Source organism: Agrobacterium sp. SORGH_AS_0440 (assembly GCF_031453135.1).
Taxonomy (GTDB): domain Bacteria; phylum Pseudomonadota; class Alphaproteobacteria; order Rhizobiales; family Rhizobiaceae; genus Agrobacterium; species Agrobacterium pusense.
This window is the reverse complement of record NZ_JAVIYR010000001.1, coordinates 1,498,006-1,523,801: the sequence shown is the minus strand read 5'-3', so window position 1 is coordinate 1,523,801 and position 25,796 is coordinate 1,498,006. Positions and strand designations below refer to the sequence as shown.

Genomic DNA, 25,796 nt, shown 5'->3' with positions numbered 1-25,796 from the left:
GCAACACTTTGAATTCACTGGAATTCAATCACGATCCCCTCATGCGCCGAAGCTTGTTCGGCGCCGTCGGGAACCGGCATCTGCCTCCAATATCAATCTGAACGGCGCAGATGCCGGAAGGCGGCCACTAGTTCTTGGCCACGTAGTCCTTGACGTTTTCAGGCGTGACGAGCTGGAAGGGGATGTAAACCTTCTTCTCGACCTTCTCGCCCTTGACGAGCTTCAGCGCGGCATCAAGTGCGCCCTTGCCCTGGCCTGCCGCATCCTGGAAGACCGTGGCGTCGAGATCGCCCGCCTGCATGGCGGCGAGAGCATCCTGCGTGGCGTCCACACCGGCGACGACATAATCCTTCATGTCCTTGCCAGCAGCCTTCAGAGACTGAATGGCGCCGATCGCCATTTCGTCGTTATTGGCGATGACGGCGTTGAACTCGATGCCGCTCGACAGCCAGTTGGTCACGAGGTCGGAACCCTGCGTGCGCTGCCAGTTGGCGGTCTGCTCTTCAACCACGGAAATGCCTTTGCATTCGTCGGTTTTCAAGACATCCTTCGCAGACTGCGTGCGCATGCGCGCCGCCTGGTTCGAGAGCTCGCCCATCATGATGACGGCATTGCCCTTGCCACCGAGGAGGCGGCAAACCTCTTTCGCCTCAAGCGTACCAGCCACCGTTTCGTCGGAGGCGACAAACGCCTGTCCGTCCGGCAGGCTGTCGACGTTCACCGGCTGGCGGTTGACGTAAACGAGCGGAATCTTGGCGTCGGCTGCGAGCTTGGACATGGCCGCTGTCGCATCCGTGTCCACAGGGTTGACGATGATTGCGTCGACCTTGGAAGCGATGAAGTTCTGGATCTGGCTCTGCTGCTTGGCGACGTCGTTCTGCGCATCCTCGACCTGCAGGGTGACGCCCTTCAGCTCCTTGGAATAATCCTGCATGCCATTGCGCAGCACGGTCAGGAAGTTGTCGTCAAACAGCGCCATCGAGACACCTACGGTCTCCGCATGGGCCGCCGTGCCGAGAAGCACAGACATAGCTGCGCCGATGATAAATTTCTTCATTGTTTTTCTCCTCCGTGGCGTCCGGCGCCGCCTCTCCCAGCCGGAGGCGAACCCGAAAGCCCGCCGCAACCTCCTCACATCAGAAAACGGAATAATGAAACCGATTTTCTGCCTGTTCGATATATTTATTCCATTTTTGGTTCGAACGTCAATGTTTTCTTCGCAGCCCCGCAGCGGAGTGGTGCACAAGGCTGTGATGATGGGAAATTGCGGTGAAAGCGCCTTCCGGATCGCATAGCCGTGGAAGATGCAGAGGCTCGCTCGGCCTCGTTCCCAACCGGGAGGCCGGGTCCATAAGCCGTTGAAATTATGGTTTACAGCTCGAAATCGGGAGAACTCGGCCGGGATGGAAGATTTATTCCAAACCGTCATCCACCGGCTCTCCTTGAAGAAGGCCGGCCGCGCATCAGCTTTTTTTCCGCTCGAAACAGTCAGGGGATCTTCCGTGCCGCCTGTGGAAATATGGCGGCACGGGGACGGCGGCAAAAGGAGGTGCGTAGCGCCTTACCGGTGGGAACCCGGCATGACATCGGCGGGGATCGGGCAGACATATTTGCTGCCCTCCGTCTTTTCCTGCCATTCCTTCTTGGCGCTGGCGAGCAGTTCCGGCGATGTCATCAGTGAAAGACCTGTCGCTGCAAGCGTTTTGGCGGCATGCACCATGGCCTTGTGGGCGGCAGGAGTTTTGCCTTGTGCCACCACCTGCCAGGTATGCGGATTGGTCCCGATCGCCCAGGCGGGTGTCCAGCATTGTGCCGTCGGTGTCACCCAGCTGACGTCACCGACATCGGTGGAGCCGGCCCGAAAATGCGAATGCCCCTCGAAATCCCGCAGGCCGAGATGCAGGGGCATCGAGCCGTCGATCTTATGGTTGGAAAAGACATCACCCTTTATCTGGTAGAGCCGGATGCTGCTTTTGATCGCCTCGTCAGTAAAAGTATCCTGGATGCGTTTGGCAAAAGCGATATCCGCTTCATCGAAAGCGACAGGGCCAAGCGCCACCATGTTTTCATGCATCGCTGTTTCCAGCGCGATGTTGGGCAGGAGATTGGTGGAGGCGGTATCAAAGACGATCTCCACCTCGGTCTCGGTCATCAGTGCCGCACCGCGCGCCACCTTGTCCACCCGCGCGGCGAGATCAAGCGCCTGACGCATTTCGGGGGCGCGGATCAGATAAAGGACTTCCGCCTTGGCCTGCACCACATTGGCCGCCTTGCCGCCAGTGTCAGTGATTGCATAATGTACCCGGCAATCCTGCGGCATGTGTTCGCGCAGGAAATTGACGCCGACATTCATGAGTTCGACGGCATCGAGCGCCGAGCGGCCGAGATGGGCTGCATTGGAAGCGTGGGCCGCAACACCCTTGAAACGGTAAAAATATTCCAGCACGGCCAGATTATTGGTCGAGCGTACCCCGTTGAACGGTGCCGGGTGCCAGGTCAGCGCAGCATCGACATCGTCAAACAGGCCGGCACGCACCATGAAGGTCTTACCGGAACCGCCCTCCTCGCCGGGGCAGCCGTAATAACGGACGGTGCCGGGCATATTATTGGCCTTCAGATGCCGGGCGAGCGCAATAGCGGCCATCAATGAGCCGACGCCGAGCAGATTATGGCCACAGCCATGGCCGGTGGCGCCCTCCTCTCGCGGCTGCACCTTCGCCACATCGGCCACCTGGCTCATGCCGGCCAGCGCATCGAATTCACCGAGGAAGGCGATAACGGGCTTGCCCCTGCCAAATTCGCCGATGAAGGCGGTTTCCATGCCCGCCACACCGCGCCGAACCGCAAAGCCATTTTCCTCAAGCGCGGCGGCCAGAACGCCGGCAGATTGCCGTTCTTCAAATTTGAGTTCGGCAAAATCCCAGATGCTGTCGCTCAAAGTGGTGAAATCAGGCTTCATCGCCTCGATTTCGGCGGCAATCGACATCACGGCATCACGGTTCATGGCTTTTCCTCGCATTTCCGCCCTTTTTGGGCACGCGCAGGCGCTTCGGCAGAGGCACCGCCAAATTACCGCGCTTAATAATGGAAAGCCCGCGCCGGGGTCAGCCGCCGGCGCGGGCAAGGGTGGGTCAGTTGTCGACCGAGACCTCCCAGAGGCGAGCGTTCGACTGCCAGACAGGCTGGCCCTTCAGCTTCTTCGTCGCGCCCCAGACATCGACCATGTCATAGAGGAAGATACCCGGCATTTCCTTCAGCATCAGCTCATGGAACTCATCGAAAATTTTCTGGCGTTTCGTCTGGTCGGCCTCAACATAGGCGGCCTTCATCAGCTCGATCGCCTTCGGATCATCCCACATCAGGGAAGCGTTCTTGTCCTTGTTGCCGACATAAAAGGCATACATCAGCGCCGGGTCGAGGCGCGGAGCGACCGACTGCGAGATCACCTGATAATTGCCGGAGCGGCGGCGATCCACCTGGGTGGCATAGTCCAGCACCTCGATCTGCACGTTGAGGCCCGCCTGCTGCATCATCGCCTGCGCCATGACTGCTGCCGGGAAGCTCGGCACGTTGCCACGCTTGTTGGCGATGATCGAGATTGGTTCGCCCTTGTAACCGGCCGCCTCAAGCTCCTTCTTGGCGGCCTCGATGTCATAGGCCGGACGCTTCTTCTGGGTCTCACCATAATAGACAGAATCCTGCGAAACCATCGAACCGTTGGCCTCGCCCGTGCCGTTGGATGCGGCGGCAACCAGTTCATCAAGATCGAGTGCCATCGCCATGGCGCGACGCACGCCGGGATTGCTCAGCACCTTGTCACGGGTCTGGATGTAGAACAGGTTCTTGCCGTTGTTGCGGGAAACGATGAGCTGCATCTTTTCGTTGGTCTTGAATTCCGGAATGAGATCGGGGGAAATCTCGGCCGTATCGAGCACGCCGGATTCAAGACCCGCCTTCACGGTCGAGGCATCGGGGATGACCATGAACTTGACGCCATCGGCCAGCGGCCGCTTGGAGCCGACCATGCCGTCAGGCTTGCCGTCATTTGCTGGCGAAACGTAGTCGGCAAACTTGGCGAGGCGGATATACTCGCCCTTCTTCCACTCGTCCCACTGAAAGGGCCCCGTGCCGATCGGCTTGACGAAACTGCCATCGGAAGCAACCGATTCCGGTGAGATCATGCCCGTATAACCGCATTCCGGCCGTGACATGAGGCCCAGGAAAACGCCGGATGGTTTTTCCAGGGTGATCTCGACAGTGGAAGCGTCCGTGGCCTTGACGCCAGTGACGTGTGCTGCGCCGCCCTCGACAAAATCGTTGAGGCAGGCCCATTTGGTTTCCGGCTTCAGGTAACGCGTCCAGTTCCAGACGACATCCTCTGCGGTGAGCGGCTTGCCGTTGTGGAATTTCACGTCCTTGCGCAGCTTGAACGTATAGGTCAGGCCATCAGGGGCAACCTCGACGCTTTCTGCGAGAAGCGGCTTCACCTCACCGGCGTTGTTATAGCCGACGAGACCCTCGACGATATGCAGGATGACCCCATCCGTATTGCCATCGCGGTTCACCCCCGGGTTGTTGCTGCGCAGATCCGAGCTCTGCGCAATGGTGATGTCGCGAGCTGCGGTCATGTTGGCCGTTACGAGCAGGGCAACGCCTGCGAGAAGAAGTTTTTTCACTGTTCTACCCTCTTTGTTGTCGTTGATTGTTCTTGATGAAAGCCATCCCAGCACGCCTGCGCCAGCCGGCCGATCGTTTCGAGCGCGATGGTGTATCCCGGCGTGCCGTCAGGCATGGTTTGCGGCACCTCATCGGTATAGGCGGTGATGATGAAGGACGGCGCGCCGTTTCTGTAGACGATGCCCGCATCCATGCGACCACGTTTGCCGCGACCGCTCTTGCTCGCCACCACGGCCTCGAACGGCAGGCGGGAGCGAATTCCATAACGCAAAATCTGGTTCTTCAGCGTCTGCATCGCCCATTCGCACAACTGCGGACTGCATCCGAGCTTCGCCTGCGCTTGCCGCGAGGACTGGGCATCGAGAATGGTCTGCAACAGCAACACCTGGTCCGCCGCCGACGTTGTGGTGACGGTTTTAAGCGGATGGTCCGCCGCCAGTGCCAATGGCGGAATGAGAAAACGATGATGGGTGTTGGACATGCCGAGCGATTTGCAATAGCCGTCCACCTCTTCCAGCGTCAGCCTCTCCAGCACCATCTTGGTGCAGACATTATCGCTCAGCACCATCATGCCGGCGACGGCATCGCGTAGCGAAATCACGATGCCCGGGGTCATGTAGCGGAACATGCCGCTCGCCACCTCTTCCGCCAGCCGCTTTTCGTAGATGACGGGCTGGTCGAGATCGATCCGCCCTTCGCTGGCGGCCTTGAGCACTGCCATCATGATCGACGTCTTGCGGGTGCTGCCCGATGGCGTCTCCTCGTTTTCTCCCCGGCCGATCTCTTCACCGGTCAGGAGATTGCGCACCATGAAGCGCGTCACGAAAGACTGTGCATCACAGATCGCATTTAATTGGGCAGCCACTGTCATTGTCATCTTCCTGTTAAACTTCATCTTCCAGACGCCATTTCAGTGTCACGCCGCCCTTTTCATTCTGGTCGAGGGCGGGAATGGCCGAGAGCAGCCGGCGCGTATAGGCTTCCATCGGACTGTCGAAAATCGTGTCGCGGTCACCCTCTTCGATGATGCGCCCGTCCTGCATGACGACGACACGGTCCGCCACCTGCTCCACCACACCGAGATCGTGGCTGATGAACAGGCAGGAAAAGCCGTAACGTTTCTGCAGATCGGAAAAGAGATCGAGCACCTGCGCCCGCACCGTCACGTCGAGTGCCGAGACCGGTTCGTCGGCGATCAGGAACCGCGGACGGCGGGCAACGGCGCGGGCAATCGCCACGCGCTGGCGCTGGCCGCCGGAAAGCTCGTGCGGATAACGGGCGGCGTAGTCAGCGCCGAGCCCCACTTCCTCCAGTGTTTCCAGCGCCCGCTTGCGCTTGGCGGCCTGATCGAGGTCAGGCACGAGGCGCAATGCCTCCTCCACCAGCGCCTGAATGGTCATGCGCGGATCAAGCGAGGAATAGGGATCCTGAAACACCATCTGGCAATTCAGGCGATAATCCTTCCAGTCCTCGTTGCGCTCGCGGCCCTGAAAGCGGATATGCCCTTCGCTTTCCTTGACGAGACCGGCGATGGTGCGGCCGAGCGTCGTCTTGCCGGAACCGGAGCCGCCAACCAGCGCCACGACCTCTCCCTCATGAATATCGATGCTGACGCCATGCAGCGCGCGCTTTGGCTTGGCTTTCTTCAGCAGGGATTTGCGGCCGGCATAATCGACAACGATATCGCGGGCCGAAACCATCGGCGCTTTGGAGGTGTCGATACGGCGCGGCTCGCCACGGAACGGCAGGGAGGAAAGCAGCTTCTTGGTATATGGGTGCTGCGGCGCGTCCAGCAGGTCCTCGGTACGGCCCTGCTCGACAATCGCGCCTTTTTCCATGACCACGATGCGTCTGGTATAACGCGCCACCATCGGCAGATCATGGCTGATGAGCAAAACGGCGGTGCCTTCCGCACGTGTCAGCTCCACCATCAGTTCCATGACATCGCGCTGGATGACAGCGTCAAGTGCCGTCGTCGGCTCGTCGGCAATCAGCAAAGCGGGTTTCAACAGCATGACCGAGGCCAGCATGATGCGCTGGCGCATACCGCCGGAAAACTCATGCGGATAGGCCGTCAACGCGCCTTCGGGATCGCGGATGCCGACCCGGCTCAGCATGTCGAGAATTCTCGCGCGGCGCTCTTCTCCCGACTGTTTCGTGTGAAGGATCAGCCCCTCTTCCAGCTGCCGGCCTATCGTCATTGATGGATTGAGGGAGGTCATCGGCTCCTGAAACACCACACCGATCTCTGCGCCGCGCAGACTTCGAAGCGCCTTCACCGGCAGGGACCTCACATCCTGCCCCTTGTAGACGATCGATCCGCCGGTAACAGCGATGGCCGGTGGCAGAAGCGAGATGAGCGCGCGGGTGGCGAGCGTCTTACCCGAACCGCTTTCACCGACGATGCCGAAGATTTCGCCCGCGGCTATATCGAAGGAAACATCCTTGACCACCCGATGGCCGGTTCTGGCGACTTCGAGCGAAAGGCCCCGGACGGTGAGAAGTGTATTATCAGTCATTTGAGACCTCTCATGCGCGGGTCAAGCCTGTCGCGGAGGGCATCGCCCAAAAGATTGATGCCGAGCAGCGTCAGCGCGATGCAGAGACCGGGGAAAAGACCCAGCCACACGGCCTGCTGGATGAAGGGTCGGCCGGCGGCCAGCATGTTGCCCCAGGTGGGGGCCGGCGGCGGCACACCAAGGCCAAGGAAGGAGAGCGCGCTTTCCGACAGAATGGCCCAGCCAAACATGGAAGTGGCAAGAACCGTGATCGGCGCGATGCAATTGGGCAGGATGTGGCGGAACATGGTGTAGATTTCACCATTGCCCATCACCAGCGACGCCTCGATGAATTCACGCTCACGCAGAGAAAGCACGGCACCGCGCACCACGCGGGCCATGGATGGCGTATAAGCGATACCTAGAGCGAAGATGATGCCATACTGGTTTGCGCCGAACACCGCGAGCAGGCCCAGCGCCAGCAGAATGCCGGGAAAGGCGAGAAGCGCATTGTTGATGGCCATGATGACGCCATCCACCCAGCCCCGCGCATAACCGCTGACAAGGCCGATCAGCGTGCCGCAGATCGTCGCGAAGCTGACCGTCAGGAAGCCGATCCAGACGCTGGCACGTGCGCCGACCATCAGGCGGCTCAAAACATCACGCCCGAATTCGTCGGTGCCGAGAAGATGGCTGGCGCTTGGACTGGCCAAACGCGAGGCGAAACCGAGCTTCATTGGATCATAAGGTGTCCAGAACAGGCCGGTTGCGGCGGTAATGAGCAGGAGGGCGATGAGAAAGCCGCCGATAAGCCCGTTGAGTGTGAACTTTTTCATTCGGCAACCACGCGCGGATCGAAGAGGGGATAGAGAAGGTCGACGAACAGGTTGACCAGAACATAGGAGAGCGAGACGAACAGCAGACAGCCCTGTATGACCGGATAGTCGCGGGCAAAAATACTGTCGACCATCAACCGTCCGAGGCCCGGAATGGTGAACACCGTTTCGATAACGGCGATGCCGCCGAGAAGATTGCCAAGGATGAGGCCGATCATTGTCCAGGTCGGACCGAAGGCATTCTTGAAGGCGTGCCGCCAGAGAACGGCGCTTTCCGAAAGGCCCTTGGCGCGGGCGTGGGTGATGTAATCCAGCCGCAGAACCTCCAGCGTCGAGGCGCGCGCCATGCGGATCAGAACACCCATTTCGTGGATTACCAGCGTCATGACGGGCAGGACGAGATAAAGCATGCCGCCGACGAGATTGTCGCTGATCGACACATATCCGAGCACCGGCAGCCAGCCGAGTTTCAGGCCGAAAAACAGAAGAAGCAGAAGGCCAAGCCAGAACGTGGGAATGGACAGAAGCAGCGTCGCCGTTCCGACCAGCGCGAGATCAGTAAGGCTGTTCTGTTTCCAGGCGGCGATCACGCCTGCCGGAACCGCAATCAGGCTGGCGAGAAGCACCGCGACCACGACGATCTCGGCGCTGACGAGAAAGCGCGAGACGACCAACGGCAGCACCGGCTCGTCATTGACGATGGAGCGACCGAAATCGCCCTGCACCACATTGCCGGCCCAGATGACGAACTGTTGCGGCATAGACTTGTCGAGGCCGAGCTCGGTCCTCATGGCTTCGATCTGTTCCGGTTGCGCCATGTCGCCCAGCATCAGGGCGGCCGGATCGCCGGGAATGAAGCGGATGAGCGCAAACACCGTGATCGACACGAATGCGATCGTCGGCAGCGCCATCAAAAGACGGCTCAGTATAAATCTTATCATCGGTTCCCCACGATTGATGGCAGGTAATGACAGCCCGCCTCTATCGGTTTCATTGCTGGCGACTATGACGGATTGAGAAATATCACGCAATATTATGCATAAACGTCATACCTCTATGCAGAATGACGGCGCGGTCATCCTGATGAGGACAAGGACATCTTCCGCCCAAAATCCCGCTTCAGACGATCTTTTGCGAGAGCTGAATTTCCCGCTTCAAGGCATCGCTCAGCGCCTGCGCAGCGATGGAGAGCGGCGCTCCGGAGGCGCGGGCAAGACCGAACTCCTGCGTCGCCTGCGGGACGAACGGCCGCGCGACAACGGGCAGGTGCCGATAGAGGTTGGCATAAAAACTGCTGATGATCGTTACCCCCAACCCGTGCGCCACATAGGCGCAGGCGGAACTGTTGGTGTGAGTCTCGATCTTCACCATCGGTTTGACGCCAGCCTTTTTGAACACCTGATCGAGCGCCATGCGATTTGGCCGCTGGCGGCCGATCAGGATGAGCGGAATGTTGCGCAGGTCCTTCACGGTAATTTCGTCAAGCGCTGCCAGCGGATGATCCTCCCGGACCACGCACACACTCTTGCCGGTCGCGACACGCTCGACGTCGATGCCCGGCCCGATCTCACCTTCCATCCGCAGGAAACCGAGATCAATCACCCGCTCGCCGACAAGCTTGTTGATGGCGGTCGTCGTCTCGAAAAAAGTCTCGATGCGAACGCCGGGAAAATCCCGGACGTAGTCGATCAGCATGGCGGGCGCGAAATTTTCCCACATACTGCTCGGCAGCCCGATGCGCACGATTTCCGGACCAGCCGCACCATTCCGCAAATCTTCCGCATGACCGGACATGCGGTCGACCGCAAGCAGCACGTTTTCCGCATCCCGCGCAAGCAGCACCGCCTCCGGTGTCGGAATGAGCCGCCCTTTGTCGCGGGCAAACAGCGTCAGAGACAGGTCGGCCTCAAGCTGCGCCAGAAGCCGGCTGATGCCGGATTGGCTAAGCCCCATTGCCTTGGCCGTGGCGATGGTCGAGCCGGTGGAAAGAAGCGTGCGAAGAACTTCGAGCTGCTTGATGTTCATGAGGCCATCACCATGGATGAAGAGACAAGCCGGTTTCGGTTCTGAGGTTTTGCCGCCGATAACGCTTCATGTCACCGGTTTTTTTATCTCGCACGCGGCAACTGCCTACAGTTCCACCGAATACACGGTGTCATGGGTGGCCACGCAAGCATCACCCGTGGAGGTAACCCAACCGCGGAACATGCCGGGGGTATTGTAGGGCGCTGCAATCCCGCCTTCGGCATCGATAGCCACAAGACCCGCGCCAATATCGTAGGGCGCCAGATCCTTATGGACGAGATTGCCAGCAGCCGTCTCCAGATCCTGCCCGAGATAGGCGACGCGGGATGCGACCTCGTGACCGACGACGTAGCGGATGAAAAATTCGCCCTTGCCGGTGCCGGAAACCGCGCAGGCCCCATCCCGTGCATAGGTGCCTGCCCCGATCACTGGGCTGTCACCCACCCGGCCATCGGGCTTGTTGGTGTAGCCACCTGTCGAGGTGGCCGCGGCAAGATGGCCCGCCCCATCGAGCGCCACCGCACCCACGGTTCCGTGTTTCTCGTTTTCCGTCGCTTCCGTGCCAGCGGCGGCATGGCGCTTCATCGCCGCCAGTGCTTCACGGCGCTTTTGAGTCGTGAAATAGGATTGCGGCTCGGTCGCGAGCCCCTTTTCCTCCGCAAAGCGGTCGGCCGCCTCCCCCGTCAGATAGACGGCACGATCATCCGCCATCAGTGCGCGGGCGGCTTTCACCGGATTGCGAATGGCGCGGGACGCGCTGATCGCGCCCGCTGCCAATGTGGCACCATCCATGATCGAGGCATCGAGTTCGTGGATGCCGTTCTCGTTCAGTGCGGCACCATGCCCTGCGTTAAAATGCGGGCTGTCCTCCATGACAACGACCGCCGCCTCGACCGCCTCAAGCGCGGTTCCGCCAGCCTTCAATACGCCATAACCGGCACGCAGCGCCGCTGCCAGATCATCGCGCGCAGCGGTCCACTCCTCTGAAGTCATGCTGTCTTCCGGCATAACGCCGCAACCACCGTGAATGGCCAGTGCGATCTTCGTCATGTTCTCTCCCCTCGTCGCCCCGCCAACCGCAGGGCCTCTTACCATCAATGAAAGGCGATATCGCCGATGACCCGCACGCGAACCCGCCGCGCGCCGCCAGGCAGATAGGCAATCGGGATATCTTCCACCTCAAGCGTCTTCAGGCTCGCTCGTTCCGCTCCAGAGGCAATCGCCGCGTTCTGCGCCTCGGTCTCTGCTTTCGCAAGGGCCTCCTCGCGGCTCAGGCCGGAAAAGACCTGGTCGACCTCGCCGGAAACCTGCGCCATCGCCGCGCCCAGCGCATTGGCAACGCCGGCATTTTCCACACGCAGCACTTCCGACGCACCCGGAACCGTCTCGGGAATCAAAAACGCCCCGCCGCCGACGGCAACGAGCGGCACATCTTCCGCCGAGGTCTTCATCTGGTCGAAACTGTCGGCCACCATGTCACGGATGCGTTGGAGTGTGGCCTGCACGAAAGCCGGATCGAGGCCTTTGACACGGTCGCGGTCACCCATCTCGATCAGCCCCGCGGCAACGGCAATATCCGAGGTCGTGAGCGTATCGCCGCCGAAAACACGGGCCTGCGTCAGGATGCGATAACCGACCGAGCGTGGACCGATCTTGCCCGTCTCAGGATCAACGATCGTGCCGCCGCCGAGCGCAATCGGCAGAAGATCGGGCATGCGGAAGAGCGTGCGCACCCCGCCAATATGGACGATATTGTTCGCTTCCCGCGGAAAACCGCCGACAAGGCAGCCAATATCGGAAGTCGTGCCGCCGACATCCACCACCATGGCATCGGTTAGCCCGGTGAGGAAGGCAGCACCCCGCATTGAGTTCGTCGGGCCGGAAGCGAAGCTGTGCACCGGGTTGGCAGCGGCGACATCCGCGAGCGCCACCGTGCCGTCATTCTGGGTCAGATAGAATGGCGCCTTCACACCTGCTTCGCGCAACGCATCCGAAAATGCCTGAACGGTTGTCCTGCCAAGGGTTTGCAGTGCCGCGTTCAGCAGGGCGACGTTTTCCCGCTCCAGAAGCCCGATGCGGCCAAGCGTATGGGAAAGCGTGATGCGTGCATCGGGAATGACCGAACGGACGATTTCCGCCGCCCGTACTTCGCATTCCGTTGTCAGCGGCGAGAAGGTTGCCGAAATGGCGATGGAAGTGATGCCCGCATCGCGGATTTTCATCGCAGCCTCCCGAATTTCATCGGGAATCATCGGCACCAGCGGGCTGCCGTCATATTCATGGCCACCATGGACCATGAAAATCAACGGATCGACAGCATCGTACAAATCTTTTGGCCAGTCGCACATGGGCGGCAGCGAAGAACCGGTCGGCAGAGCGATGCGGATGGCTGCAACCCGTTCCAGCCGGGCGCGCTCCACCACCGCATTGGTGAAATGGGTGGTGCCGATCATCACCGCGTCGATCGGTCGATCCGTCGCGCCGACATGGCCGGACACATGGGCGAGCGCTGCTTTTACGCCCGACAGGACATCCTGCGTGGTCGGAACCTTGATGGAGGCGACAATGGTGTCTCCATCGATCAAAACGGCATCCGTATTGGTGCCGCCAACGTCAATACCGATGCGTTTCATGGGAATACCGATCTGAAGTCAATGTCATAACCGAAGGCGCGCGGGCCGACGGCGGCGATGCCCGCAGGCGTCGTCAAAAGCTCGGGTGCCGGCAGGGCGACAACCGTCACGCGCTGGCCGTAACGCACCGATTCCGTACCGATGGCGCCGCCGGAAACCGTATCGAGAAGGCAAAGCAGGTCCGGCGTCATGGCGACTGGCTGGCCATCGCGGAAGGCAACGGCCCACTCATTCTGAAATGCGAGCTCCATGCGCGAGCCACGGTCGGCATCGATGCCTTCAATGGTGGTGCTGCCGCGCAGGAAACCACCCGTGGTCTCGCGGGCCACATCCACCACCTTGCCGCGGAACAGCTGCTTGCCGCCTTCGTGGTCGAGAACCGCCTGAACGGGATCGTTATGGCGCGCACGCGCCTCCATCACCGCGCGCCCGAGTTCGGTCGCCTTGGTGACGGTGTAATGAATGCCCCACTCCTTCACTTCCTTGCCGGTGCGCGGCGCCTTGCAGGTGGCGGCGGTGGAGCCCACTTCGGTGCAGACCTTACGCGAGATACGCTCCATCCATTTCCATGAGGCAGCCCGCGTTACGATCACCTCATTGTCGCGCACATCGACCAGCGACAGCGGAAACATCGGCAGGTTGCCGATGGCGAAAGATGTCATCTGTGCTTCGGGATAGGCTCGTCCCATGGCGTCCGCATTCACGACCGGCCGGTCGAGAACGGCGGCGGCGAGGAAGGAAGAAAGCGCATTCGAGCCGCCGATTTCAACGCTCATGATCGCCCGGAACGGCTTGCCGAGATAATCCTCCATCACCTCGACGGCACGGGCGAGATGCACGGGATCACCCAGTCGTTCCTGACCGACAAGCGGCGCACCCATCTTGGAGACGACGGCAACCATGTCGTCATCGGCAAGTGCCATGGGGTCCATGACCTTCACCCGCCGTCCCTCGGCATAGAGGCGCCGCAGATTGAGCGTCGAGATATAGGGGTTGCCGCCGCCACCCGTTCCCAGAATCCAGGCACCGGTGGCCAGAGGTTCGATATCGTCTTCGGAAAATTCCTGGATCATGCGTCATCCTCGGGCATGCCGCAGCCTTTCCGGCCGCAGGCGATGCTCCTTCCCTTTGAAGTTCCAAGTCTGGCAGGCCCCGCCTTTGTGGCGGGGCCGGTTTTCATGAAGTGAAGATCACTCCGCTTTGCAGTCCCAATGGAAGTTTGAAAAGTTCAGATCCCAGCTCTGCATGGGAATGAACTCGTAACCCTGAAGGCACTTGTTCGCCGCATAACGGCGGTTCGGCGCAACCGCCCAGACGTCAGGCTGAAGATCAACGATCTTCGTCTGCAGCTCCTTGTAGGTAGCGTTCTGCTCGTTCACATCAGTGGTGGCGCGAACCTTGTCGATCAGCCCGTCGATTTCCGCGTTCTGCAGCCATTCCATCGACATCCAGGTACCGGACGCCTTGGAATGATACTGGTTGTAGAACATCGAATCCGGCGACGGGTAGGTTGGCGAGATGTTCACCTGCGTCGATGCCGGCGTTGTTTCGGGTTTGGAAGAAAGCTCGACGATGCGATTCCACGGCTCGGGCTTGATATCGAGCGTGATGCCGATCTGCTCGAGGCTGGACTGCAACAGCAGCGCCACTTCCGCCTCGAAGGCGAGCGACGCGACATAGCTGTTGACGAGCGTGATCTTCTGGCCGGCATATTTCGACTTCGCCAGCTCTTCCTTGGCTTTTTCCAGATCGTAGACGCCCGGCTGGATATCGCCATTATGGGCGTCCTTGAACGCGTCAGAGAGCGGCCCCTTCATATCGAAGCCCGGATAGATCACTTCCTGGATCGTCTTGTAGTCGGTCGCATAAGCGATGGCGCGGCGGACGTGGACGTCGTCGGTCGGATAGACCTTGGTGTTGAGCTTGATGACGAAACCGCCGGCGGTGCGGGTCTGGATCAGCTTGTAACCCTTCATCCGGCCGATGGATTCATAGGTGTCGTTGCCGAGCCCGTGCGAGGAAAGGCCGAGCTCGCCCTTTTCCGCCAACGCCTTGACGGTGGCGTCGTCGCTGGTCTGCACGAAGCGCACTTCATCGATCGGCTTGCCCTTGGTCCAGCCGAGGAAATAATCGGCATTGCGGGCGATGACCATGTCGGCCGAGCGGTTGTAGCTGATCAACTTGTAGGGGCCGGAACCGGCGGAATGTTCGCCGACATAAGCCTCGCCCCATTTGTCTTCGGGCTTGGCATTGGCTTCGATCAGCGTCTTGTTCATTGCCATCATCAGCGGCGTTGCCGCCATGAAGGGCGAGAACTGGCGGTCGATCTTCATGACCAGGGTTGCATCGTCAGGTGCGGTCACGTTTTCAGGCTTCAGCACGCCGACGATGAGGTTCGACGGGCCCTTGTTGATACCGAGCAGGCGCTGGATCGACCAGGCAAGATCGGCCGCCTTCACTGCCGTACCGTCCTGGAATTTCGCATCGTCGCGCAGGTGGAAGGTGTAGGTCAGGCCGTCCTCGGAAATCTCCCAGGATTTCGCCAGATGCGGCACGATTTCGCCCTTGGCGTTTACCGTGGTCAGACCGTCATACATGTTCACGATGGCCATGTAGCCGGTGTAGTCAGTCACTTTCGCCGGGTCGAGCGAGCTGAATATCTGCATGGTGTTGACCGCGACCGACACCTTGTCTTCCGCAAGAGCTGCGGAAGAGATAAGCGGCAACGCGAGCGCCGTGCCAAGCGCCAGCGCAGCGAGACGGGAAGAAACTACAGGCATTTTCATTTTTTGTTCTCCTCTTTATTGCGGGTCATCGGGCCCGCTTATGGTTAGGCAGCCTTGCTGACCGGAACGGGCAGCGGTGAGAAAGGAATGTCCGGGTAACCGAAGGCCGCCGGCCCGACGACCTCAAGCGCGCGGGCGCTGCGCAGCAGGTCGTGGCAGGGGATGGCGATGACGGCCACGCGCTGGCCGTAGCGCAGCACTTCGGTGGTGATCGGATAACCGGTGTCGACATCGAGCAGGACGATCAGATCGGGAACCGTCACTTCCACCTTGCCGTCACGGGAAAACAGCAGGAATTCGTTCTGGATGGCGACGCCTGCCGTCTGGCCGGCGCAATCATCAAAGCCGGAAAGCGTGAGATCGCCGACGGCGAAACCGCCGCGAAGATGGCGCTTCAGATCGGTGATCTTGCCGTTGAAGATGCGCCGCCCGCCTTCGAGCGCGCAGACTGCGGCAATAGGGTCTTCCTGCTGCTTGCGGGCACGGATCACCGCCTCACCGATGGCAATGGCCTTGGTGTATGTTTTCGGAATGCCATACTGGTGCACGTAATGTGCCTGCATCGGCGCGGTCGCCAGCATCGCGCCACCGCCCTGCGAGACGACGCAAGCGCGTGCCATACGCTCGTGCCAGACCTCGGAAACGGCATGGCTGAAGATGACGGCATTACCGTGCAGATCGCACATCACCGAGGGCGTGGAACTATGGCCATAGATGGAGAAGGTGGTCATCTGCATTTCCGGGAAAGCCCGGCCCATGCCATCGCAATCGAGGATCGGCAGGCCGCCCAGCGCCGCCGTCACCAGTGGGTTCATGGAATTGGAACCGCCGATTTCCTCGCAGACGATGGCGTCAACTGGCGTGCGGATCAGCTCTTCCATCGCCCGCAGGCAACGCAGGCCTTCACGGCCTTCGCGAATGCGCTCGACGCCGACGACAGGCGCGCCGATACCGCCGATGGACATGCAGAGCGCGTCCGGCTCGATGGCGTCGGTTGCGAGAATCTTCATCTCGTAGCCGGCCTTCATGGCCTCCAGCGCCAGAAGCTTGCCGAGATAGGGATTGCCGCCGCCGCCCGTGCCGAGAATGCCGGCGCCGATTTCCAATGCGTCCAGGTCCTCACGGGTCAGCGTCCGCAATGCCGCCTCGTCATATTTCAGCTTGCGTGTCTCAGCCATGATTGGCTCCCATTTCTCCAACAACTTTCACATGAATGCGGGTGGCGTTGCCGGGCAGGTAAGCCAGCGGCATATCCTCGCGCTCGATCACTTCGAGCGTCGCGGCAATCGCGCCGGCGGCAACCGCCTTTTCGCGGGCCTCCGCTTCTGCCTCCGCCAGTGCGCTCTCGCGCGTGCGTCCATCGACGAGTGAGAAGACCCGGTCGGTCTCACCGCTGATCTGCGCAATGGCCGCGCCAACGGCATTGGCCACCGCGAAATTCGCAGGCCGGATAACCTCAAGATCACCGATGCGATCCGGCATCAGGATGGAACCGCCGCCAACGGCGATAACCGGCACCGGTGACGATGAGATGCGGCTGCGCTCCACGCAGGCTTCAAGCATGTCGTTGATCTTGTTGACGGCCGCATCCACGAGCTTTTTGTCGAGGCTGGAAACCAGCTTTTTCTCGCCAACATCCGCCTTGCCGGAGGCAACCGCGATATCCGTCGCCGTCAGGGTCGAGCCACCGAAGCAGAGCGCCTCGCGGCGGACGCGGTAACCAACGGATTTCGGCCCGACAGTCAGGCCATGGTCGCCATTGACCACGAGGGAACCGCCGCCGAGACCGATGGAGAAAACGTCAGGCATGCGGAAATTGGTGCGCACGCCGCCAATATCCACCGTGGTCGAGGCCTGACGCGGGAAGCCGTGTGAAAGCGAGCCGACGTCCGACGTGGTGCCGCCGACATCCACGACCACGGCATCCTTGAGGCCGGTGAGGAAGGCAGCACCACGCATGGAGTTCGTCGGACCGGAGGCAAAGGTGAGCACGGGGAAACCGCGCACCACATCAGCCGCCATCAGCGTACCGTCGTTCTGAGTAATATAGAAAGGGCAGGTGATGCCCGCAGCCTTCAGCGCTTCGCCGAAAGCCGCAACCGTGCGGTCGGCAAGCGACAGCAGGCTGGCATTCATGATTGCCGCACTTTCGCGTGCAAGCAGGCCATGGCGGCCGATATCCTTGGACATCACCACCGGCAGACCGGGGCAGCGTTCCTGCAGGATTTCTTTCGCCCGAAGTTCCATAGCATCATTGATGCCGCTGAAAACGCAGGTGACGGCAGCGGCCTTCAGGCCCTTGGCGCGAATATCGGCGGCGATGCGGACGATTTCGTCCTCATCGAGCGGTGAAATTTCGCGGCCGTCGAATTCATAACCGCCGCGCACCTGATAACCGTGGTTGCCGACGATTTCTTTGAGATCATCCGGCCAGTCGACCATGGGCGGCAGGCCGGCACCGGACGGCAGGCCGAGCCGGATGGCTGCAACCTCGTCCATATGCCGGCGCTCGATCACCGCATTGGTGAAATGCGTGGTGCCGATCATCACGGCACCGATGCGCGCCCTGTCTATGCCCGATGCCTCGATGACCTTTTCCAGGGCTTCGATGACGCCTGACGTCACATCCTCTGTCGTGGAGGCCTTCACCCCCGCCAGAACGGTCTTATCCTGCAACACAACGGCATCGGTATTCGTGCCGCCGACGTCAATTCCAACGCGATACACGTCAGGCTCCTCTTTCATCAATCGGTCGATTTAACGAGGAAGCGCATGCGCTCCTCCTCAGTCACCGTGGGTTTGAGACGTTCTTCCTCGTCGGTGACGACGGGGATGGCCGCGATCAGGGCGCGGGTATAGGGATGGGCCGGTTCGGCAAAGACCGCCGACGTCACGCCCTCTTCGACAATCTCGCCCCGCAGCATGATGGCGATGCGCGAACAGAAATTGCGCATCAGCGACAGGTCGTGCGAGATCATCAGATAGGTCAGGCCAAGCTCCTCACGCAGCTGCAGCAGAAGGTCGATAACCGTCTTCTGCACGGAGACATCGAGTGCGGCCGTTGGCTCATCGAGGATGAGAATTTTCGGCTCGGCCGCCAGCGCCCGGGCAATCGCCACACGCTGCTTCTGGCCGCCGGACAGCTCATGAGGATATTTGCCGAGATAGGATTGCGGCAGCCGCACCAGCCCCATCAGTTCCTGCATGCGGTTTTCCCGCGCCTGCCTATCCATGCCGATGGATTTCAGCGGCAGGGCAAGCGTCTGTTTCACCGTGCGCTTCGGATTAAGCGAGGTGCCCGGGTTTTGATAGACGATCTGCGTCAATCGCTTGCCGCGCGCAGGCGCGGGAGCGTCAATGACAAGATTGCCGGAGGTCGGGCGCGAAAGGCCCATGATCATACGGGCGACGGAAGTTTTGCCGGAGCCGGATTCACCGGCCAGGCCGAATACCTCGCCTTCCTTCAGCGTCAGATTCACATCCCGCACGGCGTGATAACCGTTGCGCCGACCATAAATCTTGTTCAGCCCTTCGATGGTGACGATGGGCGAACGCGTGCTCTGCGCCAGATCGGTGACGCGCGGGCCATAAAGCGGAGGCACCGCATCCAGAAGCGAGCGCGTATAATCCTTGGCGGGGCTATGGAGGATTTGCGTGCAGGGTCCGGTCTCGACGATATCGCCGTGATGCATGACCACGACCCGATCCGCCACCTTGCGCACGACGCCGAGATTGTGGGTGATCATCAAGAGCGCCATGTTTTCTTCGGCGACCAGCTGGTTGATGAGATTGAGGATTTCATCCTGCGTCGTCACATCAAGTGCCGTGCCCGGCTCGTCCGCGATCAGGAGCTTCGGCTGATGCAGCAGGGCAAGCCCGATCAACACGCGCTGGCGCATGCCGCCCGAAAGTTCGGACGGATAGGCGTTCATCACCCGCTCGGTGTCGGCAAGCTGCACCCGGCGCAGAACGGCAGCAATGCGGTTGCGACGCCCGGCCTTGGACGAGTTGATTCCATCGCGCTTGTCGGCGAAGCGCATGACATCATCGAGATGTGTGCCGATCTTGAAGACCGGATTGAAGGAGGAGAGTGGGTCCTGCATGATCAGCGAAAACGCGGTCCCCTTCAGGGCCTCACGCTCCCTGCGTGGCATGGACAGCACATCCCGGCCATCGATGAAGATGGCACCTGATGTGATCGCGGCGTTTTTTGGCAAAGTGCCGATGATAGCCTTGGCCGTGACGGATTTGCCCGACCCGGTTTCGCCGATCAACGCCACGCGTTCGCCGGCGGCAACCGTGAAGGCGACATCGCGCAGCACCTGCCGGCTGCGGCCGTAATTGGTGAAGGTGACGTTGAGGTTTTCGACCTTGAGAAGCGGTTCAGTCATGGTTTTAGCTTTCCACGTCGAACATGTCGCGCAGGCCGTCGCCCAGCAGATTGAAGCCCAGCGTCACGTAAAGCACGGCCGCGCCGGGGCAGAGCACTTCCCACCAGAAATCCGGCATGAACTGGCGCCCGTCGGCGACCATCGATCCAAGGTCAGGCGTCGGCGGCTTGACACCGAAACCAAGGAAGCTCAGCGTCGCGCCAAACAGGATGACGAAGGCGGCATCGAGCGTCGTCTTGACCGATATGACCGAAACGCAGTTGGGCAGTATTTCGCGGAAGAGGATGTGTAACGGGCCTGCACCGGCAAGACGTGCCGCCTCGATGTAATCTTCCGAAGCGATGGACTTCGATACCGAATAGATCAGCCGCGCATGCCAGGTCCACCATAGCAGCGTGATCGCGATCATGGCGTTCATCAGTGTCGGTTCCAGCAGGTTGGAGACCGCGAGCGCCATGACGAGTGGCGGCATGGCCAGCATCACATTCGTCAGGCCGCTGATGAGTTTTTCGGTCCAGCCGCCGAAATAACCGGCGATCAGGCCGAGCACAGTTCCGACCGGAACCGAAATACCGAGCACGCCGATGACGAGAAGCAGCGAGACACGCAGCCCGAAGATGGTGCGGGAAAAGATATCGCGCCCGGCCTTGTCGGTGCCGAACCAGTGTTCCAGATCCGGCGGCATATGGCGGGCGCGGAAATCGACAACCGCGCCGATATGTTTCGGATAGGGCGTTAGCCATGGTGCGAAGACCGCGAGTATAAGCACCGACAGAAGGATCAGCGAGCCGATTACCGCCGCCGGATTGCGGCTGAAGCGATACCACATCATGTAACCGGCGCTTAAGCCCCGATCAGTGGGTTCGAGCATTTTCATACCGGCCATCAGCGAGCCTCCTTGCGGCGCAGGCGCGGGTCGATGATCGAGATCAGGACATCCACGATCAGGTTCGCAACGATGAAGAACAGGCCGGCCACCAGCACCACGGCGGTCACGGCGTTGAGGTCTTTCTGCAGGATGGCGTTGAGCCCGTAGGAAGCAAAACCACCCCAGGCGAAGACCATCTCGATCACGAAGGCATTGCCGATCAGCGACGCGAATTCGAGACCCATGATCGTCAGCGGCGCGATGGAAGAGAGCTTCAGCAGGTAACGGAAGATGATGACCCGCTCCGGCACGCCGAAGCTTTGCAGGGTCAGCACATGGTCCTTGCGCTGGTTCTCGATCATAGAGGAGCGCGTGATGCGGGTGATCTGGCCGATGCCGGCCATGGAAAGCGCAAAAGCCGGAAGCGCGAGATGCTTCAACGCATCGAGCACGACGTCGAAACGTCCGGCCAGCACGCCGTCGACAAGGATGAAACCGGTGGGGCCGCCCTGCCAGCCAAGCGAATGATCTAGCCTGCCGATGATCGGCCAGCCGGAGAGAAAGCGCGCTGCCAGCAATTGCAGCGTGATGGCGAAGAGAAAGCTTGGGATCGTGACCCCGGTAAGCGACAGGATGCGACCGATATGGTCCAGCGGCCGGTTGCGATAATGCGCCGTGATGACGCCGAGCGGGATGGCGACGAGGAACATGAAGATGACCGAGACCAGCACCAACTCGACGGTCGCAGGAACAGTCTGCGCCAGATCGGTTGTAACGGGGCGCTGCGAAACCAGCGAGAAGCCCAGATCACCATGCAATGCATTGCCGATATAATCGAGATATTGAACGGCGAGCGGCTTGTCGAGGCCCATCTGCCCGCGCAACGCATCCACCTGCTCCTGCGTTGCCGCCGGCCCCAGCGCCATGCGGGCGGGATCTCCCGGCACCACGCGGGCCAGCACGAAAATCATGATGGACAGGGCGATCATGACCAGCACGAAGGTGCCGAGCCTGTTCAAAATCGCGACCAGCGGATGTTGCTGCATCGGTGGAACGTTCCTTGTGCATCGGTTGCCTGAGCACAAGTTTTCACCACATGGCCATTCGAACAATCGCTGAAAGGTATAGTTTTTTAAAGAATGAGTATAGGTTTTTTGAAACTGATATCCTATCCCTTTCCCATGATGCTTCTGCCCCGGACCCACCTCTGCAATCGCATTGCCAGCGAAACCGCGGGCGTGGTGTTTCTGCGCGCACCGGCGGGTGCGGGAAAAAGCGTATTGCTGGAGACGCTGGCAAAGGAACTCGGAGCCCAGATATGCCGCACGCACCAGCCGCAAAGCGATGACGCGGTCAATGGCAACCTGCTGTGGGACATTCCAGTTTTTGCAAGGGCGGTACGCATGCCAGCCCCCATTCTGGAGTCGGTGCGTTTCGTCGTCATCGCCTGCCGGCCGGACCAGAGGATCAGCGGCATGGCGCGTCACATCCTGCATCACGGCTCGCTCACCATAGGACCGGAAGAACTCACCTTTCGGCCAGATGAGGCAGACGACCTTCCGCCCGGGCAACGACGGCTGGCACTCGAGGATTACGCGGGATGGCCGGCCTTTCTTTCGCTGGCGCGCCTGCCGGATGACACGTTATGCGCCGACTATCTGCGCGAAAACTATCTGCCCCATCTCACGCCCGCCCAGACCGTCGAACTTTCCTTCTGGCTCGAAAACCCTTCCGCCGCCCCAGATGCTGACTGGGCCATGCTTCTGCCGCCCTTTTTGACGGGAAAACCCGACAATCACCACACACTGATACGGCTCCTAACGGCCGCGGCAAGAGAACGCCTCGCCACCTTGCAGGCCGGCAGCGCCGTGGTGGAGGTCGCCTCGGCCTTCGAAAAGGCAGGGCATTCGCTCGCAGCCATGGCGATGCTGCTCGATCGCGGTTACGAGACCCATGCCGCGCAAATCCTCGAACGCGCCCATGGGCGGGAACTCATCTACCGAAGCAGCGTCGACAGGTTTCGCGAGATCATCATGCGATTTTCGCAGGATATGATCACCTCCAATGAAACCGTCCTTTTCGCGGTTACCCGCGCCTTGCTGAAACAGGGCGAATTGCAGCGCGTGCGCCATCTGCTCGGAAAAAGCCTCGGCTCGGATTACCTTGACCCGCTGAAGGTGCTAGCCCGCGGCTCGCGGTTTTCCTTCGCCGCCCGCACCTTCCGGCTGAACCTGATGATCGCCGAGGACCTGACGCCCAATGACGCGGTGATAACGCGGCTTGGCGAGTTCATGGCGGATTACCCCATGGACGATCACGGGAAATGGGCGGCCTATTACAATGCGCTGCTTGAGTTCGAAATCCGCCGTCGCAATTTCCGCGAGGCAGAGGCGGCCGCCGCCCGCGCGCTTATCTATCTGCGCAAGATGGGCGGACAGCCTCTGCTCGAATTCTTCATCCATCTGCACCAGATCGTGCTGCGGCTGATGAGCGGCGATGTGCTTCTGGCGCGCCGGGCGGCGCGGGAAGCGCGCGCACGGCTGGAACAGGTGCCGCATGATGCCATGCAGGAGTTCCGGATGCTGCGACTGGCGGAAGCCTGCCTTGCCTATGAGGCCGGAAAACCGCGCGACCTGCTGCATTTCGTCGAACATGATTTTGATCATTTCGCCGCCGCCGAAATCTGGCCGAGTCTGATGCAGTTTGCACTGCATTACGCCTCGCAGGTGCTGATCGACCATTTTCCGATGACCGTTCGTCCGGGTTTTCTGGACGGACTCTGGATTCATCTGTCGGAGGGGTTGCAGTTTCATGCGATGATGGAGATCAGAACGGCCATCGCCTATCAGAACGCCAACCGTTGGGCAGATGCCGCAGCGACGCTTTCAGCAGTTCGCATGCCCATGGGCCGTAACTGGGTGGAGAGCGCCCACGAAGACCTCTCTCGCCTGACACGTCGTGATGAAATCGCCTATGTCATGGCCTGGCTGCGCGACGCGGTGCATCTGTTCACACCCCGCGCCTATCTCTCCCGGCAGATCGATGCGATGATCGCCAATCCAAAGGTCACCAATCGCGAGAAGGTCGCATTGAGAATCTGGCAGAGCTATGCCGCGCACCAGCGCCGTGACAACGCCGCCGCCCGCGCGCATATACTCACCGCGCTTGAATCGGCGACCCGCCTTGGCTGCAACGGTGTGCTGTCGGAAGAGCGCGTCTTCCTTTCGCCGCTTCTCAACAATCGCCGCATCCGCAGTTTCATCGAAACCTCATCCGATGTCCGCACCGCGCTGTCTATTTTCGCCGCCTCGGTGAACTCACCGCAGGCCCGGGCGCTGCATGGCGGCCTTTCTCAACGGGAAGCACAGATGCTGCAACTATTGGCCAGCGGCATGTCGAACAAGAAGATTGCTAAGACGCTCAACATCTCGGAAGTGACGGTGAAGTTTCACCTTGGCAACCTGTTCCGCAAGCTGGATTGCAAACGCCGCGCGGAGGCGATCCGCGCGGCGAAAGCACTGGGCTGGTTATGAGGCTCAGCGGTTATTCTTCTTGCGCCATTCGGCAAAGGCCGTCTGGTGCTCTTCCTTGGTGCAGGGGTAAAGGCCGATGATCGTCTGGCCGGCCTTGACCTGCTCTACCACGAAATCCTCATAGGCTGTCATTTCAACCGCTTCCGTCGCCACTTCATCGGCAATGCCGGCGGGGATGACGATGACGCAATCGGCATCGCCCACGATGATGTCGCCGGGAAAGACCGGTGCATCGCCGCAGCCGATGGGGCCGTTGATCTCGATAGCCTCGTGTTTGGTCAGATTGGTGGGGCTCGAAGGGCGGGTGTGGTAGGCCGGAATGTCCAGTTCGGCAATGGTGGCCGCATCCCGGAAACCGCCATCGGAAACGATGCCCGCACCACCGCGAACCATCAGACGCGTCACCAGAATATCGCCGGCCGAGGCGGCAGAGGCGTCCTTGCGGCTGTCCATGACAAGCACGTGGCCCGGCGGGCAGGTTTCGATGGCAACACGCTGCGGATGGGCGGGATTGCGGAATTCTACGAGCTGGTTGCGATCCTCGCGGGCCGGCATGTAGCGCAGGGTAAAGGCCGGGCCCACCATGTTCTTGCCCTTGTAGCCCAGCGGGCGAACGCCCTGAATGACCTGGTTTCGCAAGCCGCGCTTGTAAAGCGCTGTCGCTAGCGTGGCGACGGAAATCGTCATCAGTTTTTCGCGCGTTTCATTATTCATATCATTCTCCTCGCAATGGCCGGATGGATGTGTTTCAAGTCCTGTGAATAGGCTCATCGATAAAAATGCCGCCCTGATATTTTGCGATCGCTGCCTCGGGGCCGGGGCGCGGGACATCGCGCTCGATTTCCGCCCGGTAACGCGCGGCATTGTCGCGCCGCTGCCAGCCGAGAAACTCGACATGGGAATTATCCCACCAGCTGTCGTCATTGGCTGAAACGCCCCAGATGACCGGGCAGCCGAGTTTCGGCACGCGGAAGGTGGCCTCGATCAGAGACACGAAGTCACCGTAGCTGAGCCAGGTCGACAACATGCGCCAGTTCGTGGGTTTCTCGTCACAGGAGCCGATACGCACGATAGCCGTCTCCTGTCCGAATTTGCAATGGTAGAGGCTTGCCATGGCCTCGCCGAAAATCTTCGAAACCCCATAGAGGCCATCAGGCAGAAAAGGCGTCTCAGGGCTAAGTTGCTGCCCCTGCGGGTAATAACCGATCGTGTGGTTGCTGGACGCGAACAGGATGCGAGGTTTGCCGTGTGCTCTGGCCGCCTCGTAGAGATTGTAGACACCACGCAGATTGGCAGCCTCGATGGGATCAAACGCCCTTTCTACGGAAACTCCGCCGAGATGGACGATACCGTCGCAATCCTTGACCAGATCGTAAACCGCCTGCTCGTCCTCCAGCGCGCAGTGGACGAACTCTTCATGAGGCGCTGGCGAACCGAGATCAACCACATCAGAAAGACGGATGGTTTCGGCAACATGGCCAAGCCGCCCGCGCAACATGCTGCCCAGCTTGCCGCCGGCACCGGTGATGAGCAATCGCTTCAACATGAT

20 protein-coding genes are annotated in these 25,796 nt (G+C 60.5%); 1 reads left to right on the top strand and 19 read right to left on the bottom strand.

Annotated elements, in window-relative coordinates:
* Positions 1–127: 127 nt before the first annotated feature.
* The 17 genes from QE453_RS06960 to QE453_RS06880 form a co-directional block, all read right to left on the bottom strand.
* Positions 128–1,057, bottom strand: coding sequence for a sugar ABC transporter substrate-binding protein (locus QE453_RS06960; RefSeq protein WP_004438419.1), 930 nt, complete (start codon positions 1,055–1,057; stop codon positions 128–130).
* Positions 1,058–1,561: 504 nt separating this feature from the next.
* Positions 1,562–3,004, bottom strand: a complete 1,443-nt coding sequence (locus QE453_RS06955; protein ID WP_142186451.1) for a M20 family metallopeptidase — start codon at positions 3,002–3,004, stop codon at positions 1,562–1,564.
* A 127-nt stretch (positions 3,005–3,131) separates the two neighbouring features.
* Complete coding sequence (locus tag QE453_RS06950; protein WP_309776570.1) at positions 3,132–4,676, bottom strand: ABC transporter substrate-binding protein; 1,545 nt, start codon at positions 4,674–4,676, stop codon at positions 3,132–3,134.
* A complete protein-coding gene (locus QE453_RS06945; protein WP_309776569.1) occupies positions 4,673–5,548 on the bottom strand; it encodes a serine hydrolase in 876 nt (291 codons plus the stop codon). Before QE453_RS06945 ends, QE453_RS06950 begins: the two co-directional genes overlap by 4 nt.
* Positions 5,549–5,561: 13 nt before the next feature.
* On the bottom strand, positions 5,562–7,196 hold the full coding sequence (locus QE453_RS06940; protein ID WP_309776568.1) for an ABC transporter ATP-binding protein: 1,635 nt from the start codon (positions 7,194–7,196) through the stop codon (positions 5,562–5,564).
* The gene (locus tag QE453_RS06935; RefSeq protein ID WP_004438408.1) at positions 7,193–8,011 is read right to left on the bottom strand and encodes an ABC transporter permease; all 819 of its coding nucleotides are present in this window, start codon (positions 8,009–8,011) and stop codon (positions 7,193–7,195) included. Before QE453_RS06935 ends, QE453_RS06940 begins: the two co-directional genes overlap by 4 nt.
* The gene (locus QE453_RS06930) at positions 8,008–8,952 is read right to left on the bottom strand and encodes an ABC transporter permease (RefSeq protein WP_004438407.1); all 945 of its coding nucleotides are present in this window, start codon (positions 8,950–8,952) and stop codon (positions 8,008–8,010) included. The genes QE453_RS06935 and QE453_RS06930 overlap by 4 nt, the downstream gene beginning before the upstream one ends.
* A gap of 178 nt (positions 8,953–9,130) precedes the next feature.
* Positions 9,131–10,036, bottom strand: a complete 906-nt coding sequence (locus QE453_RS06925; protein WP_004438405.1) for a LysR family transcriptional regulator — start codon at positions 10,034–10,036, stop codon at positions 9,131–9,133.
* Between the two features lie 105 nt (positions 10,037–10,141).
* On the bottom strand, positions 10,142–11,086 hold the full coding sequence (locus tag QE453_RS06920) for an isoaspartyl peptidase/L-asparaginase family protein (RefSeq protein ID WP_309776567.1): 945 nt from the start codon (positions 11,084–11,086) through the stop codon (positions 10,142–10,144).
* Positions 11,087–11,130: 44 nt separating this feature from the next.
* Positions 11,131–12,669, bottom strand: a complete 1,539-nt coding sequence (locus QE453_RS06915; RefSeq protein WP_044459799.1) for a hydantoinase/oxoprolinase N-terminal domain-containing protein — start codon at positions 12,667–12,669, stop codon at positions 11,131–11,133.
* Complete coding sequence (locus tag QE453_RS06910; RefSeq protein ID WP_172873763.1) at positions 12,666–13,742, bottom strand: DUF917 domain-containing protein; 1,077 nt, start codon at positions 13,740–13,742, stop codon at positions 12,666–12,668. Before QE453_RS06910 ends, QE453_RS06915 begins: the two co-directional genes overlap by 4 nt.
* A 117-nt stretch (positions 13,743–13,859) precedes the next feature.
* Positions 13,860–15,455 (bottom strand): ABC transporter substrate-binding protein, encoded by a 1,596-nt coding sequence (locus QE453_RS06905; protein WP_309776566.1) that lies wholly within the window; start codon positions 15,453–15,455, stop codon positions 13,860–13,862.
* A gap of 44 nt (positions 15,456–15,499) precedes the next feature.
* Positions 15,500–16,633: a DUF917 domain-containing protein gene (locus QE453_RS06900; RefSeq protein ID WP_004438394.1), complete on the bottom strand. Its 1,134-nt coding sequence runs from the start codon at positions 16,631–16,633 to the stop codon at positions 15,500–15,502.
* Complete coding sequence (locus QE453_RS06895; RefSeq protein ID WP_309776565.1) at positions 16,626–18,182, bottom strand: hydantoinase/oxoprolinase family protein; 1,557 nt, start codon at positions 18,180–18,182, stop codon at positions 16,626–16,628. The genes QE453_RS06900 and QE453_RS06895 overlap by 8 nt, the downstream gene beginning before the upstream one ends.
* 17 nt (positions 18,183–18,199) lie before the next feature.
* Positions 18,200–19,846, bottom strand: coding sequence for an ABC transporter ATP-binding protein (gene nikE, locus QE453_RS06890; protein WP_309776564.1), 1,647 nt, complete (start codon positions 19,844–19,846; stop codon positions 18,200–18,202).
* Between the two features lie 4 nt (positions 19,847–19,850).
* Positions 19,851–20,732 (bottom strand): ABC transporter permease, encoded by an 882-nt coding sequence (locus QE453_RS06885; protein WP_309776563.1) that lies wholly within the window; start codon positions 20,730–20,732, stop codon positions 19,851–19,853.
* Positions 20,732–21,760 (bottom strand): ABC transporter permease, encoded by a 1,029-nt coding sequence (locus tag QE453_RS06880; protein WP_112555534.1) that lies wholly within the window; start codon positions 21,758–21,760, stop codon positions 20,732–20,734. Before QE453_RS06880 ends, QE453_RS06885 begins: the two co-directional genes overlap by 1 nt.
* A 135-nt stretch (positions 21,761–21,895) precedes the next feature.
* Here QE453_RS06880 and QE453_RS06875 point away from each other — a divergent pair, with 135 nt between their 5' ends.
* Positions 21,896–24,247 carry a LuxR C-terminal-related transcriptional regulator gene (locus tag QE453_RS06875; protein ID WP_309776933.1) on the top strand — a complete coding sequence of 784 codons (2,352 nt, stop codon included), beginning with the start codon at positions 21,896–21,898 and terminating at the stop codon, positions 24,245–24,247.
* A gap of 3 nt (positions 24,248–24,250) precedes the next feature.
* Here the strand turns inward: QE453_RS06875 and QE453_RS06870 are convergent, their stop codons facing one another.
* Entirely contained in the window at positions 24,251–24,961 is a 711-nt protein-coding gene (locus QE453_RS06870; protein ID WP_003506768.1) for a ribonuclease activity regulator RraA, read from the bottom strand.
* A gap of 34 nt (positions 24,962–24,995) precedes the next feature.
* Positions 24,996–25,793 carry an NAD(P)-dependent oxidoreductase gene (locus QE453_RS06865; protein WP_309776562.1) on the bottom strand — a complete coding sequence of 266 codons (798 nt, stop codon included), beginning with the start codon at positions 25,791–25,793 and terminating at the stop codon, positions 24,996–24,998.
* Positions 25,794–25,796: the final 3 nt, after the last annotated feature.